Source organism: Rhodococcus sp. GXMU-t2271, assembly GCF_041414735.1.
Lineage (GTDB): Bacteria > Actinomycetota > Actinomycetes > Mycobacteriales > Mycobacteriaceae > Rhodococcus > Rhodococcus indonesiensis.
Genome location: NZ_JAUIZP010000004.1, coordinates 126,155 through 145,815 on the forward strand (window position 1 = coordinate 126,155; position 19,661 = coordinate 145,815).

The 19,661-nt window shown below is 71.6% G+C and carries 16 protein-coding genes and 1 pseudogene; 7 read left to right on the plus strand and 10 right to left on the minus strand.

What is annotated here, in order from left to right; all coding sequences use genetic code 11:
* Positions 1-20 precede the first annotated feature (20 nt).
* The 5 genes from QYS60_RS03105 to QYS60_RS03125 all read right to left on the minus strand — a co-directional run bounded on the left by QYS60_RS03105 (position 21) and on the right by QYS60_RS03125 (position 4,951).
* On the minus strand, positions 21-1,052 hold the full coding sequence (locus QYS60_RS03105) for a glycosyltransferase family 2 protein (RefSeq protein ID WP_371382412.1): 1,032 nt from the start codon (positions 1,050-1,052) through the stop codon (positions 21-23).
* Complete coding sequence (locus tag QYS60_RS03110) at positions 1,049-2,056, minus strand: glycosyltransferase (RefSeq protein WP_371382427.1); 1,008 nt, start codon at positions 2,054-2,056, stop codon at positions 1,049-1,051. Before QYS60_RS03110 ends, QYS60_RS03105 begins: the two co-directional genes overlap by 4 nt.
* Complete coding sequence (locus tag QYS60_RS03115) at positions 2,053-3,159, minus strand: glycosyltransferase family 4 protein (protein ID WP_371382413.1); 1,107 nt, start codon at positions 3,157-3,159, stop codon at positions 2,053-2,055. Before QYS60_RS03115 ends, QYS60_RS03110 begins: the two co-directional genes overlap by 4 nt.
* Positions 3,156-4,214 (minus strand): glycosyltransferase family 1 protein, encoded by a 1,059-nt coding sequence (locus QYS60_RS03120; RefSeq protein ID WP_371382414.1) that lies wholly within the window; start codon positions 4,212-4,214, stop codon positions 3,156-3,158. The genes QYS60_RS03115 and QYS60_RS03120 overlap by 4 nt, the downstream gene beginning before the upstream one ends.
* A gap of 269 nt (positions 4,215-4,483) precedes the next feature.
* Positions 4,484-4,951, minus strand: coding sequence for a pyridoxamine 5'-phosphate oxidase family protein (locus tag QYS60_RS03125; protein ID WP_003938332.1), 468 nt, complete (start codon positions 4,949-4,951; stop codon positions 4,484-4,486).
* A gap of 62 nt (positions 4,952-5,013) precedes the next feature.
* Here QYS60_RS03125 and QYS60_RS03130 point away from each other — a divergent pair, with 62 nt between their 5' ends.
* Entirely contained in the window at positions 5,014-5,964 is a 951-nt protein-coding gene (locus tag QYS60_RS03130) for a helix-turn-helix transcriptional regulator (RefSeq protein WP_371382415.1), read from the plus strand.
* A 133-nt stretch (positions 5,965-6,097) separates the two neighbouring features.
* Here QYS60_RS03130 and QYS60_RS03135 read toward each other — a convergent pair whose 3' ends face one another.
* The gene (locus QYS60_RS03135; RefSeq protein WP_289381370.1) at positions 6,098-6,748 is read right to left on the minus strand and encodes a hypothetical protein; all 651 of its coding nucleotides are present in this window, start codon (positions 6,746-6,748) and stop codon (positions 6,098-6,100) included.
* A gap of 250 nt (positions 6,749-6,998) precedes the next feature.
* On the opposite strand from QYS60_RS03135, the gene QYS60_RS03140 reads away from it, so the two are divergent.
* Positions 6,999-8,288, plus strand: coding sequence for an adenylosuccinate synthase (locus QYS60_RS03140; RefSeq protein WP_003938329.1), 1,290 nt, complete (start codon positions 6,999-7,001; stop codon positions 8,286-8,288).
* 19 nt (positions 8,289-8,307) lie between these two features.
* Here the strand turns inward: QYS60_RS03140 and QYS60_RS03145 are convergent, their stop codons facing one another.
* Positions 8,308-8,847 carry a methylated-DNA--[protein]-cysteine S-methyltransferase gene (locus QYS60_RS03145; RefSeq protein ID WP_371382416.1) on the minus strand — a complete coding sequence of 180 codons (540 nt, stop codon included), beginning with the start codon at positions 8,845-8,847 and terminating at the stop codon, positions 8,308-8,310.
* A 66-nt stretch (positions 8,848-8,913) separates the two neighbouring features.
* On the opposite strand from QYS60_RS03145, the gene QYS60_RS03150 reads away from it, so the two are divergent.
* Together QYS60_RS03150 and QYS60_RS03155 are read left to right on the plus strand one after the other, a co-directional pair.
* Positions 8,914-10,377, plus strand: coding sequence for a PLP-dependent aminotransferase family protein (locus QYS60_RS03150; protein ID WP_371382417.1), 1,464 nt, complete (start codon positions 8,914-8,916; stop codon positions 10,375-10,377).
* A 116-nt stretch (positions 10,378-10,493) separates the two neighbouring features.
* Entirely contained in the window at positions 10,494-13,976 is a 3,483-nt protein-coding gene (locus QYS60_RS03155) for a protein kinase (RefSeq protein ID WP_371382418.1), read from the plus strand.
* Positions 13,977-14,046: 70 nt separating this feature from the next.
* Here QYS60_RS03155 and QYS60_RS03160 read toward each other — a convergent pair whose 3' ends face one another.
* Entirely contained in the window at positions 14,047-15,144 is a 1,098-nt protein-coding gene (locus QYS60_RS03160) for a CaiB/BaiF CoA transferase family protein (protein WP_371382419.1), read from the minus strand.
* A 90-nt stretch (positions 15,145-15,234) separates the two neighbouring features.
* Positions 15,235-15,615, minus strand: a complete 381-nt coding sequence (locus tag QYS60_RS03165; protein ID WP_371382420.1) for a nuclear transport factor 2 family protein — start codon at positions 15,613-15,615, stop codon at positions 15,235-15,237.
* Between the two features lie 85 nt (positions 15,616-15,700).
* On the opposite strand from QYS60_RS03165, the gene QYS60_RS03170 reads away from it, so the two are divergent.
* Positions 15,701-16,081, plus strand: coding sequence for a VOC family protein (locus QYS60_RS03170; protein WP_003938323.1), 381 nt, complete (start codon positions 15,701-15,703; stop codon positions 16,079-16,081).
* Positions 16,082-16,097: 16 nt separating this feature from the next.
* On the opposite strand, the gene QYS60_RS03175 is transcribed toward QYS60_RS03170, so the two are convergent.
* Entirely contained in the window at positions 16,098-18,734 is a 2,637-nt protein-coding gene (locus QYS60_RS03175; protein WP_371382421.1) for a vitamin B12-dependent ribonucleotide reductase, read from the minus strand.
* A 43-nt stretch (positions 18,735-18,777) separates the two neighbouring features.
* Between QYS60_RS03175 and QYS60_RS03180 the strand changes: the two are divergent.
* Both QYS60_RS03180 and QYS60_RS03185 read left to right on the plus strand, forming a co-directional pair.
* Positions 18,778-18,998, plus strand: a pseudogene (locus QYS60_RS03180) (phosphoribosylglycinamide formyltransferase 2); the annotation flags it as partial.
* 17 nt (positions 18,999-19,015) lie between these two features.
* Positions 19,016-19,498: a DUF456 domain-containing protein gene (locus QYS60_RS03185; RefSeq protein WP_289380924.1), complete on the plus strand. Its 483-nt coding sequence runs from the start codon at positions 19,016-19,018 to the stop codon at positions 19,496-19,498.
* Positions 19,499-19,661: the final 163 nt, after the last annotated feature.

A 19,661-nucleotide genomic window follows, 5' to 3' on the forward strand; every position in this document is an offset into this window, starting at 1 on the left:
TCGGTCGAGACAGGGGACGTTCACGTCCCGACCGAGTTGCCCCGCCCGTCCGTTTCCAAACATCCCCCGCTGCCCGCATGCGTCCCGGTGGCGACCCACCGGTCCGCGACCGTGTCGTACCGGGCCAGACCCGCCTCTGCGAATCGGGTGAGCCACCCCGTCATCGGCCAGCGCCCCCAGCGCCGGTGGAAGACGGCGGCGTTGTGGAGGATCTCGTGCAGATGCTCGACCGGCGGGTCGGAGACCGGATGGTGCTGATGGAAGGCATGGGCGCCGCCGATCCAGCGCAACCCCACGCCCGCCCGCGCGGCGCGCTGGGCGAAATCGGTGTCCTCGCCGCCGTACCCGACGTAGTCGGTGCAGAAGCCCCCGACGGCCGTCCACGTCTCGCGGGTCGTCGCGAACGACAGCGACCAGAACAGGTCGTACTCGTCACCGGTGTGGATCGCGCCGGCCGGAGGACTCGGCCGTGCCGGGTGCGGGTTCACGCTCCGCTCGAGACGGGCCGGGTCGTATCCCTCCGGCCCCGGCGGCGGCAGATAGGTCACCGGACCGCACAGCAGGGCGCTGCCGTGCTGCGGATCGCTCGCGGCCCGCTCGTACAACCCGAGGAGACCCACCGAGGGGATGCAGTCGACATCGAGGAAGACCAGCAGCTCGGCGCCGCGCGCCAAGGCACACTCGGCGCCCAGATTGCGCGCGGTGGACAGTGGCAGCGGTCCGCCCGCAGGCGGTGACAACGGTCCGCCCGCGGACGGTGACAACGGTCCGCCCGCAGGCGGTGACAACGGTCCGCCCGCGGACGGTGACAACGGTCCGCCCGCGGACAGTGACAACGGTCCGCCCGCGGACGGTGACAACGGTCCGGCCGCGGACAGGGTCACCGTATGGGCGGGGTACCCCTCCGCTTCGATCAGCGGCGCGACGGCCGGGTCGCCCATCGACACCACCACGTGATCGTCCGGGGTCCGTGCGCTGCGCGCCAGGCCGCGCAGCTGCAGCCGCAGGTGCGCGTGCCGACCGGCGACGAGAGTGATCACGGTCGTCTTCATCGTGGTGCCACCTTCGCGGCGACCTCGTCGAGCACCGCGGCGGCGCGGCCGGCAGCCCCCTCGGTGCGCCACCGGGACCACTGCGCGGGATCGAGCCGCAGGGCCCGGCGCAGCAGCTTCGGCCAGTCGTCCGGATGCGGCCACGCCGGCAGGGTCACCGCCAGCCCGGCTCGGCCCAGCGCGTCGGCGGTAGCGCACTGCTCGTCGTACGGCCGGGGCTCGGCGACGACGATCGCCGGCCGCCGTGCCGCGGCGATGTCGGCGACGGAGTTCTGCCCGGCGTGCCCGACGACGACGTCGGCCCTGCTCAGGGCGGGCCACGGATCGTCCACCCACGGACCGCCCGGCACACCGGCGCCGTCCCATGCGTAGCCGGGGTGACGCTCGGCCAGCTCGTGCAGGCGCTCGGCCGACAGGGACGAGCCGCCGCTGCCGCTCAGCACCAGGACCCGCGGTCGGTCGCCGGGGCCGGGGCACGCGACGGGCCGGCCGTCGAACCGGCTGATGCCGCCGACATAGGTGGTCTTGTCCGCGTACGGACGCAGGTACGCCGGCTCGTACACCTCCCGCGGCCACGGCGCGACGATGTGCTCGGCCGCGCGGTAACCCAGCCCGTGCGGGGTGTCGGTGCGCTCGCCCGGCATGGCCACGACCACGACGGGGACGCCCAGCAACCGGGCGAACACCGCGACCTCGACCGACACGTCGACCACCAGCAGCCGGGGCCGGGCCGTGGCGACCCAGGACGCCAACGCCGCCATCCGCTCGCGCAGGCCGCGATCGTGCAGCGGCACCCAGTGCAGCAACCCGCCGGCGGTGGGATCGTCCGCGGTGGCGACGGACTCGTCGTCACGGGGCAGTTCCACGACGTCGGCAAAGACGTCGGCGAAGCGCCCCAGCGGCGCCGAGCACAGGGCGGTCACGGGTTCGCTCGTGCGGGCGCAGATCGAGGCCGCCCGGGTGCGATGCCCGTGTCCGTGGTGGTGGATGTAGTAGCCGATCATGCCGGGCACTGCCGGACGACGGAACCGGCCGCACACAGGCGGCGGTACAGGGCGAGGTAGGAGTCCACCATGGTGCGTTCCGAACAGAACGTCTCGGCGCGGCGTCGGGCGTCGAGCCGGGACAACCGGACCGCGCCGGGCACGGCGGCCGCCAGCGCCTCCACGTCGCCGGGGGCGACGAGACAGCCGCTGCGCCGGTCGAGCACCTCGGGGATGCCGCCGCGCGCGAACGCGACCACAGGTGTTCCGCATGCCAGGGACTCGGCCACGACGAGGCCGTACGGCTCGTCCCACTGCGGCGTCACCAGGGTGGCGGCCGACCGGCCGACCGCGGCCGCGAGTTCCCGCTGCGGCAGATGACCGAGATAGGTGACGCCGTCGCCCAGCTGCGGGGCGATGTGCCGGGTGAAGTAGTCCTCGTCGCTGACCGGACCGGCCAGCCGCAGGGGCGTTCCCGCCCGCCGCGCCGCCTCGATCGCCAGGTGGGCACCCTTCTCGGGGACCAGCCGTCCGAACCAGATCAGCGACGGCCCACCCGGACCGAGCGGCCATGTCCCGAGGTCGACCCCGTTCGGGACGACGGTGATCGGCGCGGCGACCGCGTGCGCCCAGGTCGCGGCGGTGTATCTGCTGACGGCCGCGTAGTGCGCCGAGCCGCCGCCCGGGACGGCCAGCGCCGACTCGAGCCACGGGGTGGGCGGGGTGTGCAGGGTGGTCAGCATCGGGGTCCGCAGTGTCGCGGCCATCGCCGGCGGCAGGTAGTGGAGGCTGTGGTTGTGGATCACGTCGAACGAGTCCGCGAGCGGGCCGGCCAGTTCCAGCAGCAGGGACAGGTAGGCGTGGTGGGCGTCGAGGAACGCCTCCGACGGCATCGACACGTCGCTGCGGGCGGCGGGGCTGGGGGTGAAGGTGCGGACCTCGAGGAACGAGGCGGGCAGCGTGACGTCGGAGCCCGCGGCGGCGAACAGGGTCACCCGGTGTCCGTCGGCGCCGAGCGCGCGGGTCAGGTGCCACACGTGGGCCTCGAGTCCCCCGGCGAAGGGCTGCGCGACGGGAAAGCGGTGGGACGCGACGAGGGCGATACGCAGTGGGCGACCCGTCACGACAGGGCCCGTTCGTAGATCGTGCGGTGCGCCTGGGACAGGAAGCGCCGTTCGAACATCCGCTGTGCCCAGTCGCTGTGCGGCCGTCGGCCGCTGTGGTACAGCGCGCGCACCGAATCGGCCAGGGAATCCGGGTCGAAGGACTGCTCGTCGTAGGTGAACACCTGGCAGGGCCGTTGCTGGTGGTAGAACCCGCAGCTCGGGGCGATCACCGCGGTGCCGAGGTCGTGGCAGGCCTCGAGCCAGCCGGAATGGGTGCCGAACCGGTAGGGCAGGACGGACACCGACAGCGAGGACAGGTACTCCCACAGTTCGTCGTCGGAGAAGTACTTGTGCACCCGCACGTCGACGCCCGGCCGGTCTCCGAAGGCGAGGATCCTCGCTCCGGCCTCGGGTGCGTACCAATGGTTGTCCGGGTCGAAGATCTCGTCGTGGACGTCGATCCGCAGCTGTGCGCCGGGCAGGTCGCGGACGGTGTGGGAAAGGGTGTCGAGGACCGGGAAGACGTCCATGTTGGCGCGCAGGCTCTTCGCGTGCACCCCGACGACGAACGGCTCGTCCGGGGACCGGTTCGCGCGCGCGAACCAGGGCTGTTCGACGACGTGCGGGTGGGGCAGGACGGTGGGGGTGCGGCCCCACAGGGCCTCGATCCGTCCGGCGGCGCCCTCGGTGAGGGTGGTCAGCTCGGTGGCGGCGGGGATCAGCACGTCGAGCTGCTTGTTGTGGACGCCCGGCGTGGGGTGGTGCGGGTTGCGCAGGTCGTGCACGGTGTACACGAGCGGGATGTCGTGGTCGGCGAGTTCGGCGACCACGTCCTGCAGGGCCTCCGGTTCGATCGCATCGAAGCCGAAGTGGATGTGGAACACGTCGAACTCGGTGTGGTTGGCGGCGATCCATCCGGGCTCGAGCATGAGCGGCGGCCACCATCCGCCCGGTACCTTGCGTCCGTCGTCGGGCACCGGATCGGGCAGGCGCACCACCTTGTCGTCCCCGTGCGGTCCGGCCAGATGCCGGACGTAGACGTGCGACGCGGGCACCGAGGCCACTCGAATCATGTCCCACCCTCCCCGTGACAAACGACCGGACACGCACATGGGTGGCCGGCTCCGACGGGCGGCTACCCGTTCGGCCGGGGTTCCACACCTCTTCCGCCCGGGTGCGGTCGGGGAACGATTTCGGGTCCGAAGGTTTCGAGCGCGTCGCAGTGGGCACAACGATCGGGGCTGTTCCGTAGTCCGGATGCGGGCCGGCCAAGGCGCCCCGGGTTGAACCCGACAGCCCGGGGCGCCGAACCTCTCCGTGCCGAGCCGCGCGGCGGCCCGGGTCAGCGGACGAAACGCTCGACCGTGGCCCCGGGACGCCACAGGTCCACGTACAGGTGTTCCTCGTCGACCGAGGTGAGCACGACTTCGGCCAGGTCGAGTTCGAACAGGTGCATCGGCCCCGGCGGCACCTCCTCCGGGTAGGCGGCGAGCACGGCCGCCTTCACGTCGTCGTGCAGTTCCCGGGCCCGGCCGGCGACCTTCGCGTCGCCGCCCGTCATCGAGTGGTGCCCGGGATTGGAATGCAGGGCGTAGCGCGGGTCGCGCTGCAGGTCGCGGGCTTTCATCGCTCCGGGCATCGACCCGAGCACCAGCCGGCCGTCGACGATCTCCACCTCCGTCCCGCTGACGCGCGGTGAACCGTCCCGCCGCAGCGTCGCCAGGACGTGATGCTTGTGGGCCTGGAGTCGTGCCGCGATCGCCTGTGCCAGCTCCGGTGCCTGCTCGGAGAACTCTTTCCATGTACTCATGAGGTCAGGATGCGCCGGTATCACTGACATCGAGTGTCAGTGATTCTGCGTAGGCTGCGGTCATGCGATCGGCACGCCTGCTCGCGATGATGCTGCGACTGCAGGGCAGCGCGGGCCTGACCGCGCGGCGGCTCGCGGACGATCTCGGTGTCTCGGTGCGCACCGTGTACCGCGACGTCGGTGCCCTGTCCGCCGCGGGGGTCCCGGTGTGGACGGAGAGCGGACCGGGAGGCGGCATCCGCCTGCTCGACGGGTGGCAGTCCCGGCTGAGCGGACTCACCAGCGACGAGAGCGCCGCGCTGATGCTGCTGGGGGTGCCCACCCTCGCCGCCGACCTCGGTGTGGAACTCGACGCGGCCCGCGGCAAGCTGCTCGGGTCCATGCCGGTCACCCTGCGCAGCGCCGCCCAGGCCTGGCGCGACCGGGTCCACGTCGACGTCCCCGGCTGGTTCGCCGCGCCGGGGGACAACACGCACCTGCCGGCCGTCGCGTCCGCCGTGTTCGACCAGCGCCGCCTGCGCATCCGCTACCGGCGCGGCGACCGGACAGTGACGCGCACCCTCGACCCGCTCGGGCTCGTCGCCAAGGCCGGGGTCTGGTACCTCGTCGCCGCGCACACCGGTCACGTCCGCACCTACCGGGTCGGGCGCATCGCGTCCGCCACCGTGCTCGACGCCCCGGCGCCCCGGCCCGCCGGATTCGATCTGCCCGCCTACTGGGCGGCGTCCGCGACGGAGTTCGATCGCGCGCTGCGCAGATTCGCCTGCACGCTCCGCCTCGACCCGGCCGCGTGGCGGCGCCTGCCCCGCGTGGTGGGCACCGACGCCGCCGACGTCGAGCCGGGACCGCCGGACGCGGACGGGTGGGTGCGGGTGGACCTGTTGCTCGAGGCCGAGGAGGTGGCGCTGGACCAGCTCCTCGGCCTCGGCGGCGGGGTCGAGGTCGTGGCCCCGTCGTCGTTGCGGGCCGCCCTGCGCGCCGCCGGCGAGGCGCTCGCCCGGTGCAATTCGTGACGCCGGCGAGTCGTGGAACGAGCGCGCGCCGCCGGCCCGGTGCGGTGGTGCGCGGTGTCGTGGCGACCGGTCGGGTGGACCGGGACGACAAGTGTTCGGCCGGAACGACTCTCGTGGTGCAAGAGCGAGACGCTCAGCGCACCAGCTTCCATTTGTGCTCGTGCCGGTAGAAGGTGGAGCGCTTGACCGCCCGGGGATTGGCGACCCCGTCGCGGGTGAGCACGGCGCCGGGCGAGCCGAGCTGGACGGCACGTCCGGTCACCCACCGGTAGCCGCCGAACCAGCGCGGCCGATCGATCGCGGCCCGCAGTCCCGGCATGTCGACGGTCGGCTCGATCCGCACGCCCGGGGCGACCCCGCTGAACAGCCGGGTGTCGTCCACGTACGCCTCGCCCACGAGTTCACCCACCTCGCCCTCGACGAGGGCACGCCCGACGAGGGCGATGCCGGCATCGTCGCGGATGAGCGGCACCGGCCGTGCCACGCCCTGCAGTGCGACGGTCGCGGCCTTCGATCCGAACCGCAGTCCGTACGCCTCGGCGGCCGGGGTGCGCCGCTCCGGCACGTAGGCCAGTTCGATGCCGAGCCGCTCCGTGCGCATCATCCGGGTCAGGGCCGCGGCGAAGGCGGCGTCCCCACCCACCACCACGAGCCGGGGATCCTCGACCGACTCGAGATGCGCGAACACGTCCTCGAAGTCGTCCTTGCCGGGGAGTGCCGGGGCGGTCAACGTGGTCAGGGACGTCAGCGTCAACGGCAGTGGGGCATCACCGCACTTGAGCACAACGGGGGTCAAGAGCACTCCTCTCGCGGGCGACGATGCTCCACTCACTCTAGTCACGACTCACCTCCCGACCGGACGCTCGAACGCGGCACAGTGAGTCGGGTGGATCGTCGGTGCCGGTCACAGTCGGGACGCCGGGGGCGGTGCCGCAGGTGTGGTCCGCTAGACTGTCCCCCCGGCTTCTGTTCTGTGACGGCAGAACCCTGCAGGCGGAGGGCGCCCGCACGTCGACACCCTAGGAGACAGCGAAATGCCGGCAATCGTCCTGATCGGCGCCCAGTGGGGCGACGAGGGCAAGGGCAAGGCCACCGATCTGCTCGGTGGCCGGGTGCAGTGGGTGGTGCGCTACCAGGGGGGCAACAACGCCGGCCACACCGTCGTCCTCCCCAACGGGGAGAACTTCGCGCTGCACCTGATCCCTTCCGGCATCCTCACTCCCGGCGTCACCAACGTGATCGGCAACGGCGTGGTCGTGGACCCGGGCGTGCTGCTCGACGAGCTCGCCGGACTCGAGAACCGCGGCGTCGACACCACGAACCTGCTGCTCAGCGCCGACGCGCACCTGATCATGCCGTACCACGTGGCCATCGACAAGGTCACCGAACGCTTCCTCGGCGCCAAGAAGATCGGCACCACCGGCCGGGGCATCGGCCCGTGCTACCAGGACAAGATCGCCCGCGTGGGTGTCCGCGTCGCCGACGTCCTCGACGAGAAGATCCTCACCCACAAGGTGGAGGCCGCCCTGGAGTTCAAGAACCAGGTGCTGTCGAAGATCTACAACCGCAAGGCCCTCGACCCGCAGCAGGTCGTCGACGAGGTGCTCGGCCAGGCGGAAGGGTTCAAGCACCGCATCGCCGACACCCGGCTGCGCCTGAACAAGGCCCTCGAGGCCGGCGAGACCGTGCTGCTCGAGGGATCGCAGGGCACGCTGCTCGACGTCGACCACGGCACCTACCCGTACGTGACCTCGTCGAACCCCACCGCCGGCGGCGCGGCGGTCGGATCGGGCATCGGTCCCAACCGGATCGGCACGGTACTCGGCATTCTCAAGGCCTACACCACCCGGGTGGGGTCGGGTCCCTTCCCGACGGAACTGTTCGACGAGCACGGCGCCTACCTGGCCAAGACCGGCGGCGAGGTGGGCGTCACCACCGGCCGGGCCCGGCGCTGCGGCTGGTTCGACGCTGTGATCGCCCGCTACGCGACCCGCGTCAACGGCATCACCGACTACTTCCTCACCAAGCTCGACGTCCTGTCGAGCCTCGAGACCGTGCCGATCTGCGTGGGTTACGAGGTGGACGGGGTCCGCGTCGACGAAATGCCGATGACACAGACCGACATCCACCACGCCACGCCGATCTACGAGGAGATGCCCGGCTGGTGGGAGGACATCTCCGAGGCCCGCACCTTCGAGGACCTGCCGGAGAACGCCCGTAACTACGTGCTGCGGCTCGAGGAACTCTCGGGTGCCCGGATGTCGTGCATCGGCGTCGGCCCGGGGCGCGACCAGACGATCGTGCGTCGCGACATCCTGGGCTGAAACCCGCTGCGGCCCCGCGTCAGAACAGGGTCGGCTCGTCGAAGCCGGGGGCGTGCTCGAGGGCGAGCAGCTCCCGCTTCGTGACGGTGCTCCCGGGCGCGGAGAAGCCGCCGATGCCGCCGCCCGCGGCGAGGATCCGGTGGCACGGCACGATCACCGGAACGGGGTTGCGTCCCAACGCCTGTCCGACGGCCTGGGCGCCGCCCGGCCGGCCGACCCGGAGGGCCACCTCGCCGTAGGTCGCGACCGCGCCGGGTTCGACCGTGCGGGCGAACTCGTAGACGGCGGTGTCGAATTCGGAGACGTTCCGGTAGTCGACCGGAACCCAGCGCAGGTCGTCGGGCGCGCCGGCGAGATGCGCGGCGACGGCGTCGATCACGGGCTGCACCGCCGCCGGGACGGGCCGTTCGACCGCGGCCGGGAACCGGCCGAGCAGTTCGTCACGCGTGGGTTCCGGGGCGGTGTCGGGCAGTTGCACGCCGACGACGCCGGCCGCGGACCAGACGAGCCCGCACGTGCCGACGGCGGTGTCGAACAGGGTGTAGCCGAGGGTGGTCACGTCGTCAGTATGAACTGGCCCGGGGACAGGTGACCACCTCGCCGACTGGACTGCGATACTGGACTGGTGATCACGCGCGCGATCGGTGCCGTCTCCCTGGCCCGCGACCTCGGCAACTGGCAGGACACCGCCGATCGGCGGCCGGCGTACCGGGCTCTCGCGGACGGAATCCGCCTGCTCGTGCACGACGGTCGCGTTCCGCTGGGCGTGGCGCTGCCGAGCGAGCGTGAACTCGCCGCGGCCCTGGCGCTGAGCCGCACCACCATCACGTCCGCGTACACGGCGCTGCGCGAGGCCGGCTACCTGCGCAGCAGGCAGGGTGCGCGCAGCACCGTCGCGCTGCCACCGCGGCGACGCAGCACGCCGGCGCGGCCCGCCTCCCCGGCCGCCGTGGAAGCGCCGGAGCCCGTGGATCTCAGCTCCGCGTCCATGCCGGCGCCCGCCGCCGAGATCGAGTCGGCCTACGCCGCCGCGCTGCGTTCGGTGCCCGCCTACCTCGACTCGCACGGCATGGAACCGATCGGCCTCGCGTTGCTGCGGGAGGTCGTCGCGCGGCGCTACCGGGACCGCGGCCTGCCGACCGAGGCGGATCAGATCATGATCACCTCCGGCGCGCAGCACGCGCTGCGCCTGCTGCTCGGCGTCCTCACCGACGCCGGCGACCGGGTGATCGTCGACCATCCCACCTATCCCAATGCGCTCGAGGCGATCCGGCGGCACGGGGCGCGACCGGTCGTCGTGCCGGTACGGCCCGAGGGTGGCGCCGACGACGGCTGGGACCTGGAGGGGCTGCGCAGCGCCGCCCGGCAGACCGCGGCGCGAATGGCGTTCCTGATCCCGGACTTCCACAGTCCCACCGGACTGTGCATGAGCGCGCCGGGCCGGGCCGAACTCGTCCGGATCGCGGAGGAGACCCGCATGACGCTCGTCGTGGACGAGACGATGGTGGACCTGTGGCTGGACACCCCACCACCGGCCGCCGTCGCCTCGTACGGCGCGGACCGCTCCGTCGTGACGGTGGGATCGACCGGCAAGTCCCTGTGGGGCGGTCTCCGGGTGGGCTGGATCCGCGCCCACCGGTCCCTGATCACCCGTCTGGTGGGGGCGCGCTCCGCCGTGGACCTCGGCACGCCGGTCATGGAACAGCTCGCTGCGGCGCACCTGCTCGGTGACGTCGAGGACCTGCTCGAGCGGCGGCGCGGGCAGCTGCGCCGCCGGCGGGCGGCGATGCTCGGCGCACTCGACGAGTTCCTGCCCGACTGGACGTACACGGTCGGGCCGGGCGGGATGTCGCTGTGGGTGCGGATGCCCACGCCGGTGTCGACCGCCCTCGCGGCGACCGCCCCGAATCACGGCGTGGTCCTCGCCGCGGGACCCCGGTTCGGGGTGGAAGGCGCGTTCGAACACTTCCTGCGGCTGCCGTACGCGCGGGAGACCGGCGAGGTGCGCCGGGCCGTCGCGTCCGTGGCCTCGGCGTACGACGCGCTCGCCCGCGGCCGGGACCTCGGCGAACCACACCTGGTGGTCTGATTCTCGGGGTGGCCGGACCCCATCCGGGAACGGGTCCGCGGCGTTATGCTCGAGGGGTACGAACGGGCAGCCGCACCGCCCGGGAGTCGCCATTTCGGACGGATGTGAGAGTTACTGTGGCCGAACACGATCCGTACGCGACGCAACGCGACGTCGGGTTCGACCTCGCCGCCGAACTGGCCGACGCCGGATTCGACGACGCGCGTGAGATCGGGCGCGGTGGTTTCGGGGTCGTCTACCGCTGCTACGAGACCGCACTCGACCGTCCGGTCGCGGTGAAGGTCCTCACCTCCCACATGGATCCCGACAACCTCGAACGTTTCCTGCGGGAGCAGCGCGCGATGGGCCGGCTGTCCGGGCACCCGAACATCGTCAACGTCATGCAGGTCGGCACCACCGGAACGGGACGCCCCTACCTCGTGATGCAGTACCACCCGCGGGATTCCCTCGACACGCAACTGCGCAGCACCGGTCCCGTGCCGTGGCCGGAGGTGCTGCGCATCGGCATCAAGCTGGCCGGCGCCCTCGAAACGGGCCACCGTGCCGGCATCCTGCACCGCGACATCAAGCCGGGCAACATCCTGCTCACCGAGTTCGGCGAGCCACAGCTCACGGACTTCGGCATCGCCCGGGTGAGCGGCGGATTCGAGACGGCGACGGGCGAGGTGGCCGGGTCGCCGGCCTTCACCGCCCCCGAGGTGCTCAGCGGACGTACGCCCACCCCGGCCTCGGACGTCTACAGCCTCGGCGCGACGCTGTTCTGCGTGCTCACCGGGCACGCGGCGTTCGAACGGCGCAGCGGCGAGCGGGTCGTCGCCCAGTTCGTGCGGGTGACCACCCAGCCCGTTCCGGACCTGCGGGAGCGGGGGATCCCGGATGCGCTCTCGTCGGCGATCGAGCGCGCCATGTCGGTGGACCCGCAGACCCGCCCCGCGACCGCCGCCGAGTTCGGGGAGATGCTGCGCGAGGTGCAGGCGGCGGAGGGTCTGCCGGTCGACGAGCTTCCCGTGGCCGGGGAGGTCGAGCCGGGTTCGGAGTCCGGTCACCACCCGTCGCCGTCCGTGGTCGAGCGGCGGCGGGGCACCGACCGGTCCGGCGTGCGGGCGACCACCCCACCGGTTCCGGCCACCCGGTTCCGGCCGCCGTCGACGCCGCGTCGGCTGGTGCCGCGCGGGCGCCTGCTGTCGATTCTCGACACGGAGCAGCGCCGGAAGCTGACCGCCATCCACTCCCCGCCGGGATTCGGCAAGACCATGCTGGCCCTGCAGTGGCGCTACGTCCTCACCGAGAAGAACGTTCCCGTCGCCTGGCTCAACGTCGACCACGACGACAACAACGTGGTGTGGTTCCTGACGCACCTCGTCGAGTCCATCAGGCAGGTCCGGCCGTCGCTCGCGCGCGAACTGGGCCAGGTGCTCGACGAACACGGGGACGAGGCGGAGCGCTACGTGCTCACCTCGCTCGTCGACGAAATCCACGAGGCCGGAGAACGACTCGTCGTCATCATCGACGACTGGCATCGGGTGACGGACCCCGCGACGGTCGCGGCGATGGCGTTCCTGCTCGACAACGCCTGCCACCACCTGCAACTCGTCGTCGTCGGGCGCACCCGTTCGGGCCTGCCCACGAGCCGGATGCGGGTGCGCGACGAACTCGTCGAGATCGACTACGAGCAACTGCGTTTCGACGTGGACGAGGCCCGGATATTCCTCGTCGACCTCGCCGGTCTCGACCTCGACGACGACGAGGTAGCCGACCTGACCGCCGCCACCGACGGGTGGGCGGCCGCGCTGCAGCTCGCGGCGATGTCACTGCGCGGCCGCGACGACCCCGCGGAGCTGATCTCGCACCTGTCCGGCCGGCACCGGGCGATCGGCGAATTCCTCGCCGAGAACGTGCTCGAATCCCTGCCACCGGCCGACGTCGAGTTCCTGCTCGCCTCCTCGATCGCCGAACGCATCTGCGGCAGCCTCGCGACCGCCCTCACCGGGCACGAACGTGGTCAGGCGCAACTCGAGAGCATCGAGGAGCGGGATCTGTTCCTGCACCGGATCGACGAGGACGGTCGCTGGTTCCGGTATCAGCCGCTGTTCGCCGAATTTCTCCGGCAGCGCCTCGAACGGGAACACCCCGAACGTGTTCCGGCCCTGAACCGGACCGCATCCGAGTGGTTCGAGAGCCATGCGATGGTCGGCGAGGCGGTCGACCATGCCCTCGCCGCGGGGGACGAGGACCGCGCGACGGATCTCGTCGAGGAGAACGGGCGGCGGCTGCTCGAGCACGGCCATGCGACCACCCTGCTCGGGCTCGTCGCCAAGCTGCCGCGCCGGGCCGGGTCGGGCCGGATCCACCTGCAGCTGTCCATCGCGTGGGCCAACATCCTGCTGCACCGCTCCGCGCCGGCGCTGCACGCGCTGGAGGTGGTCGAGGCCGCGGTCGCGGCCGGCGGCGTGGATGCCGAGGAGGCGGCGGACATCGCCGTCGAGGTGGAGGTCGTGCGCGGCGTCGTCGACCTGCGCTGTGACCGCATGGAACGCGCCGACGATCTCGTCGAGCACTGCCTGGCCCGGGCCGACACCCTGCCACCGCTGGTGATCGCGTCCGGACTCAACGTCGCCACGTACGCCGCGGTCTACCGTGCCGACTACGACGAGGTGGTGCGGCTGCAACAGCTGGCGCAGCCGTACCTCGAGCTCAACGAGGGGCCTTACAACGTCATGCACGGCCGCGCCCTCCTGGGGCTCGCGGCGATCGAACAACTCGACGTCGCCGGCGCCGAGGAGCACTTCCGGGCAGGTCTGCGGGCGGCGCGCCGGGGCGCCGGACGGCACTCGTCGGCCGCGGTGCTGGCCGGGTCCATCCTCGGCGAACTGCTCTACGAGCGAGGCGAGCTCGACGAGGCCGAGCGGCTGCTCGACGACGGCTACGCCTCCGGCTCGGAGGGCGGGGTCGTGGACTTCAAGATCTCGCGGTATGTCGTCGGGGCGCGGCTCAAGGCCGTGCGCGGCGACCGCGCGGCGGTGGTGTCGCGACTGGCGGACGGCGGCCGCGCGGCCGCGGCCATGAACCTGGAGCGGCTCACGGCGGTCGTGGAGAACGAACGGGTCCGGCTCGGGCTCGGGCCGCTGCCGGGGGTGCCGTCGCAACCACCGGTGTCCTACGGCACGCGTCCGCGACCGGACCACGGCACCGCGGCCTGGACGGCGCAGTTCCAGGAGGCCACGGCCATCCGGTTGCTGCTGACCGACCCCACGCCGGAGAACACCGAACTGGCGTGCCGGTGGGCCGGTGAGTGGGTGCAGCTGCTGCGCGGCAGCCGCCGGGAGCGGCGGCTGCTGCGCGCGGAGCGGCTCGAGGTGGCGTGCCTGGCCGCCGCCGGACGGCACGAGGAGGCGGTGACCCTGCTGGCCTCCGTCGCCTTGCGGTGCGAGCGAGCGGGCCTGCGCCGGTTCCTGCCCGACGGCGGCCCGCTCGTGCTCGACGTCGCACGTCGCCTCGCGGACGAGCTCACCGCAGGCAAGGGCCGCGCCGGCCGCCCGGCCGTGTCCCCGGCGTTCCTGCGCGAGGCCGTCGACACGGGCGCCGTCCACCTGCTGTAGGCGCCTGCGGCGCCGGTGTGTCCTTTGGGCTGCCCTGGCATCCCAAAGGACACACCGGCAGCTTTGCTGCCTAGCGCCAGACGGAGTCGATGTCGGTGGCCTCGCCGGGCGGCGGGGTGGGGGCGCCGGCCGGGGTGCGGGAGAAGCGGGGCGCCGGGGCGTGCTGGGTGACGCCGTCGAGCTCGATCAGCGCGCCGCGGGCCGCGATGTGCGGGTTGGCCGGGGCCTCGCCGAACGTGAGTACGGGGGAGACGCACGCGTCGGTGCCGTCGAAGATCGCGGCCCACTCGTCGCGAGTCTTGGACAGGAACTTCTCCGTGAACAGCTTCTTCATCTGCGGCCACGCCGAGGTGTCGAGCTGCTGCGGCAGCTCGGCCGGCTCGAGCTCGAGACCCTGCAGCAGCAGCGCGTAGAACTGGGGTTCGATGGAACCCACCGCCATGTACTTGCCGTCGGCGGTCTCGTACACGTCGTAGAACGGTGCGCCGGTGTCGAGAAGGTTGACGCCGCGCTCGTCCGACCACACGCCGCGGCCGCGGAACGCCCACATCATGTGCGAGAGCGCGAGCGCACCGTCGACCATCGCGGCGTCGACGACCTGTCCCTTGCCGGAACTCTGGCGCTCGACGAGGGCGGAGAGGATGCCGAAGATCAGGAACATCGAGCCGCCGCCGAAGTCACCGACCATGTTCAGCGGCGGCACCGGCCGCTCACCCTTGCGTCCGATGGCGTGCAGCACACCGGTCAGCGAGATGTAGTTGATGTCGTGCCCGGCGGCGTGGGCGAGCGGCCCCTCCTGACCCCATCCGGTCATCCGGCCGTACACCAGGCGTGGATTGCGGGCCAGCGCGACGTCCGGGCCGAGACCCATGCGCTCGGTGACCCCCGGCCGGAAGCCCTCGATGAGCACGTCGGCGCGTTCGATCAGGCCGAGCACCTTCTCGACCTGCTCGGGATTCTTGAGGTCGGCCTCGACGACGCGGCGGCCGCGCTGGATCTGGTCGCGGTGCCCGGCGGGCGGAATCAGACCCGGACGCTGCACGCAGACGACGTCGGCGCCGAGGTCGGCGAGCAGCGTCGCGGCGTGCGGACCGGGACCGAGACCCGCGAACTCGACGACGCGGATACCCGCGAGCGGACCCTTTTTCTCAACAGCTTCAGCGGACACTCGTCGAACCTCACTCGGGTGCGTTGGGACCATTCCCCGAGGAGGCTACCTTAGCGATCGTTAGGGTGTGCCGAGGGTCACGGCATGCGCCTAACCCTCGTACAGATCACCCTCGTTGAGGCGAGTGGCCTCGAACGCCTCCTCGAGCGTGTCGTGCCGGTACACCGAGACCACGTGGTCGCCCACCACCCGGAACGCGATCGCTTCATTGCGCGGGTGCTCCGGATCGGCCGCCCACGTCGCGGTCTCCTCGACGACGACGATGCCCTCGTGCACGAACATCCGGCCCGGCTGGAACGTCACACCCGCCGTCGTCGCCCACTCGCGCAGCTCGTCGAGGCCCTGGTCCTCGTCGTCGTCGCCGGTGGGCAGCACGATGTCGTCGCTCGACAGCGCCAGCAGCGTCTCGATGTCGTTGGAGTTGACGGCGTCGTGCCAGGCCAGGACGGTCGCGATCTCGGAGGTGCTCATGTCGCAGATGCTAGTACTCCGAGCCCGCCACGCTCGGATTGTCGCGTCCTTGCCTGGCCGCGAGGCGAGGCGCACAGTGGACTCCATGACGATCAGCGGTCAGCTCGTGAGCTTCCTGCCCAGTACCGACCTCGACATCTCGGAAATGTTCTACGTCGACACGCTCGGTTTCGGGAAGCTGTCCCGGGACCATTTCACGCTGATCCTCGACGGGGGCGGTGGTGCACCGGTCCGGGTGACGTTGGTGCAGTCCCGCTCCGACACCGGCTACACCGCCCTGGGGTGGCGGGTGCCGAACCTGGACGCGACCGTCGAAGCCCTGCGGGCCAAGGGTGTCGAATTCGTCCGTTACAACGGGATGGACCAGGACGACCACGACGCGTGGACGTCACCCGAGGGCATGCGGGTCGCGTGGTTCCGCGACCCGCACGGCAACGTCCTGTCGCTGATGGAGGTTGCCGGCTAGGCACGTCCCGGCCTCGTCAGCTGCACCCGCTGGTGTTTCCGCACGACGGGCACGCGTGGCAGGAGCCGGAACGCTGCATCTGCACCCCGCACTGCATGCAGTACGGCGCATCGCTGCCGCGGGCGCGTCCCTGGCGGGTGTCCACGACCACCTCGGCGGCGGGCTCGCTGCGTTCGAGCCCGGTGCGGATACCGAGTTCGGCCCGCTCGTCCGCGTCGAGGTACTCCACTGCCAGCCGCCGGAAGATGTAGTCCAGGATCGACGTCGCGATCCGCAGGTCCGGATCGTCGGTGATGCCCGCCGGCTCGAATCGGGTGCTCGTGAACGCGTTGACGAACGTGCGCAGCGGAACCCCGTACTGCAGGCCGTAACTCACCGCCATCGAGAACGCGTCCATGATGCCGGCCAGGGTCGAGCCCTGCTTGGCCACCCGCAGGAACATCTCGCCCGGACGGCCGTCGTCGTATTGGCCCACGGTGACGAAGCCCTTGCAGTCCGCGACGCGGAACTCGAAGGTGCGCGACCGGCGCAACCGGGGCAGCCGTTCCCGCCTCGGCCCGGCTGTCGTCGTGGGGGGCGCGACCGTGGCCGACAACGGTTGTCCCAGTTTGCAGTTGTCGCGATACACCGCGATCGCCTTGATCCCGAGCCGCCACGCGTCGAGGAACAACTCCTCGATGTCGGCCACGGTCGCCGACTCCGGCAGGTTCACGGTCTTCGAGATCGCGCCCGAGAGGAAGGGCTGCACCGCGGCCATCATCAGCACGTGCCCTCGCGGTTCGATCACGTTGTCGCCCATGGAGGTTGCGAACACCGGCAGATGCTCGGCCCGCAACTGCGGCGCGCCGACGACCGTGCGGTGCGTGTCGATGTGCGTGAGCAACTCGGCTACCCGATCCGGGGGATAACCGAGCCGCGACAGTGCCCGCGGCACCGTGCGATTGACGATGGACAGCGTCCCGCCGCCGACCAGCTTCTTCGTCTTCACCAGCGCCAGATCGGGCTCGATGCCGGTGGTGTCGCAGTCCATGGCCAGGCCGATCGTGCCGGTCGGCGCGAGGACTGTCACCTGGCTGTTGCGGACCCCGTGTGCCTCGGCGAGCGCGCACGCCGCGTCCCAGTCCTCCCGCGCCGCGGCGAGAATGTCGGCGGGCGCGGCCTGCTCGTCGATGTCGTCGACGGCGCCGCGATGACGAGCCAGCACCGCGAGGGTGTGCTCCCGGTTCTCGGCGAACCCCTCGAACGGCCCGAGCCGGCGAGCCATCCGTGCCGACACCGCGTACGCATGCCCGGTCATCAGGGCCGTCAGGGCCGCGGCGTAGGCGCGGCCGGCGTCGCTGTCGTACGGCAGCCCCAGGGCCATCAGCAGCGCACCGAGATTGGCGTAGCCGAGACCGAGCTGCCGGAACCGCCGCGACGTCGCCGCGATGCGGTCGGTGGGGTAGTCGGCGCGGCTCACGAGGATCTCCTGGCCGGTGAGCACCACCGCGACGGCGTGCCGGAATCCGGCGACGTCGAACGTGCCGTCGTCGCGAAGGAACGCCAGCAGGTTCAGGCTCGCCAGGTTGCACGCCGAGTCGTCCAGGTGCATGTACTCCGAACACGGATTCGATCCGTTGATCCGGCCGGTCGCGGCCGCGGTGTGCCAGCGGTTGATGGTGGTGTCGAACTGCAGCCCGGGATCGGCGCACTCCCAGGCGGCGGCGGCGATCCGGTGGAACAGATCGCGGGCAGGCACCGTGCGCACCGTCGCACCGGTGGTGACCGCGCGCAGCGGCCACTCGGCGCCGTCCGCGACGGCCTGCATGAACTCGTCGCTCACCCGCACCGAGTTGTTGGCGTTCTGGTACTGCACCGAATGGATGTCGCGACCGTCGAGCCCCATGTCGAACCCGGCCTCCGCGAGTACCCGCGCCTTGCGTTCCTCGACGGCCTTGCAGTCGACGAACTCCTCGACGTCGGGATGGCCGACGTCGAGGATCACCATCTTCGCGGCTCGGCGCGTCTTGCCGCCGGACTTGATGGTGCCCGCCGAGGCGTCGGCGCCGCGCATGAAACTCACCGGGCCCGACGCGGTGCCCCCACCCGCCAGCGGCTCGGCCGACGACCGGATGCGCGACAGATTCGCCCCCGCGCCCGACCCGCCCTTGAAGATCACTGCCTCCTGCCGGTACCACTCGAGGATCGAGTCGATGCTGTCCTCGACCGACAGGATGAAGCACGCGCTGGCCTGCTGCGGAGTGTCGGGCACCCCGATGTTGAACCACACGGGGCTGTTGAACGACGCCCGCTGCGTCAGGACCAGGTACGTCAGTTCGGCGGCGAACGCCTCCGGGTCGTCGAGGTGGCCGTCGGCCGCGCCCCACGCGGTGATCGTGTCCACGATGCGCGCGACGACGTCGCGCAGGGACCGTTCCCGGGCGGCGGTGCCCGGAGCGCCGCGGAAGTACTTCTGCGCGACGATGTCCGTCGCGTTCTGCGACCAGGCGGCGGGGAACTCCACGTCGCGCTGTTCGAACACCACCGCGCCGGTGCCGTGGTGGACGATGCGTGCGTCGCGCCGCTGCCAGTCCAGCTCGTCGGCGGGATCGATGCCGGCCGTGGTGAAGAACCGTCCGGTGTCCGACTCGAGATTCGGTTCGGCGACGTCCATCGCGACCTCCGGGTGCGACCTGAGGGGCACATATAGTCCCCCCATGGTCTCACCACGAATCGGTACCCCGCTGGCTCCCGGCGCTCTGCGCGTCGGCTCCTCGGCGCGGGTGAGCTGGGCAACAGAGCGGTCGTCGCGCTGCAGCGGCCGGGTGTCGAGGTGATCGCGGTGGACCGGTACCCGAACGCGCCCGGGCGTCGCGCACACACCGTCGACACGAGCGACCCGCAGGCCCTGCTCGCACTCGTCGAGGCGGCCTCACCCGTGCGGGCGGTCGCACCGTGACCGCCGGGGCGGAGGTCCTCGTCGGTCTGGCCGTCCTCGTCGGACTCGTCGGCATCGTCGTGCCGATCCTGCCGGGCACCCTGCTGATCTTCGGGGCGATCGCGGTGTGGGCGTGGCTCACCGGCGGCACCGTCGCGTGGACGGTGTTCGCCGTCGCGACGACAGCCCTGCTGGTGACCGGCATCGTGAAGTACACCTGGCCGGGCGGCCGGATGCGGCGGGCCGGGGTGCCGACGCGCTCGATCGTCGCCGGCGGTCTGCTCGGCATCGTCGGGTTCTTCGTCGTTCCCGTGATCGGGCTGCTGCTCGGGTTCCTGCTCGGCACCTACCTGTCCGAGGTGCAGCGGCACCGCACCCACCGTGACGCGTGGGTGTCGACCGTGCACGCGACCAAGGCGGTGGCGCTGTCGATCCTCGTCGAGTTGCTCGGCGGCCTGATCGCGGCCGGCGTGTGGCTCGGCGCGGTGCTGTTCACCTGACCGGAGGCGGCCCGGTACGACTGTGGCCGAATGTCACATCCGGTCGATTCCATCGACGGAATGTGACATTCGGCCACCAGGGGTCGGGGGGTGTCAGGCCTTGTGCGGCTCGGAGGCGCGGAACATGTCCTCACGCTCGACGACCTTGACGCGCTCGCGGCCC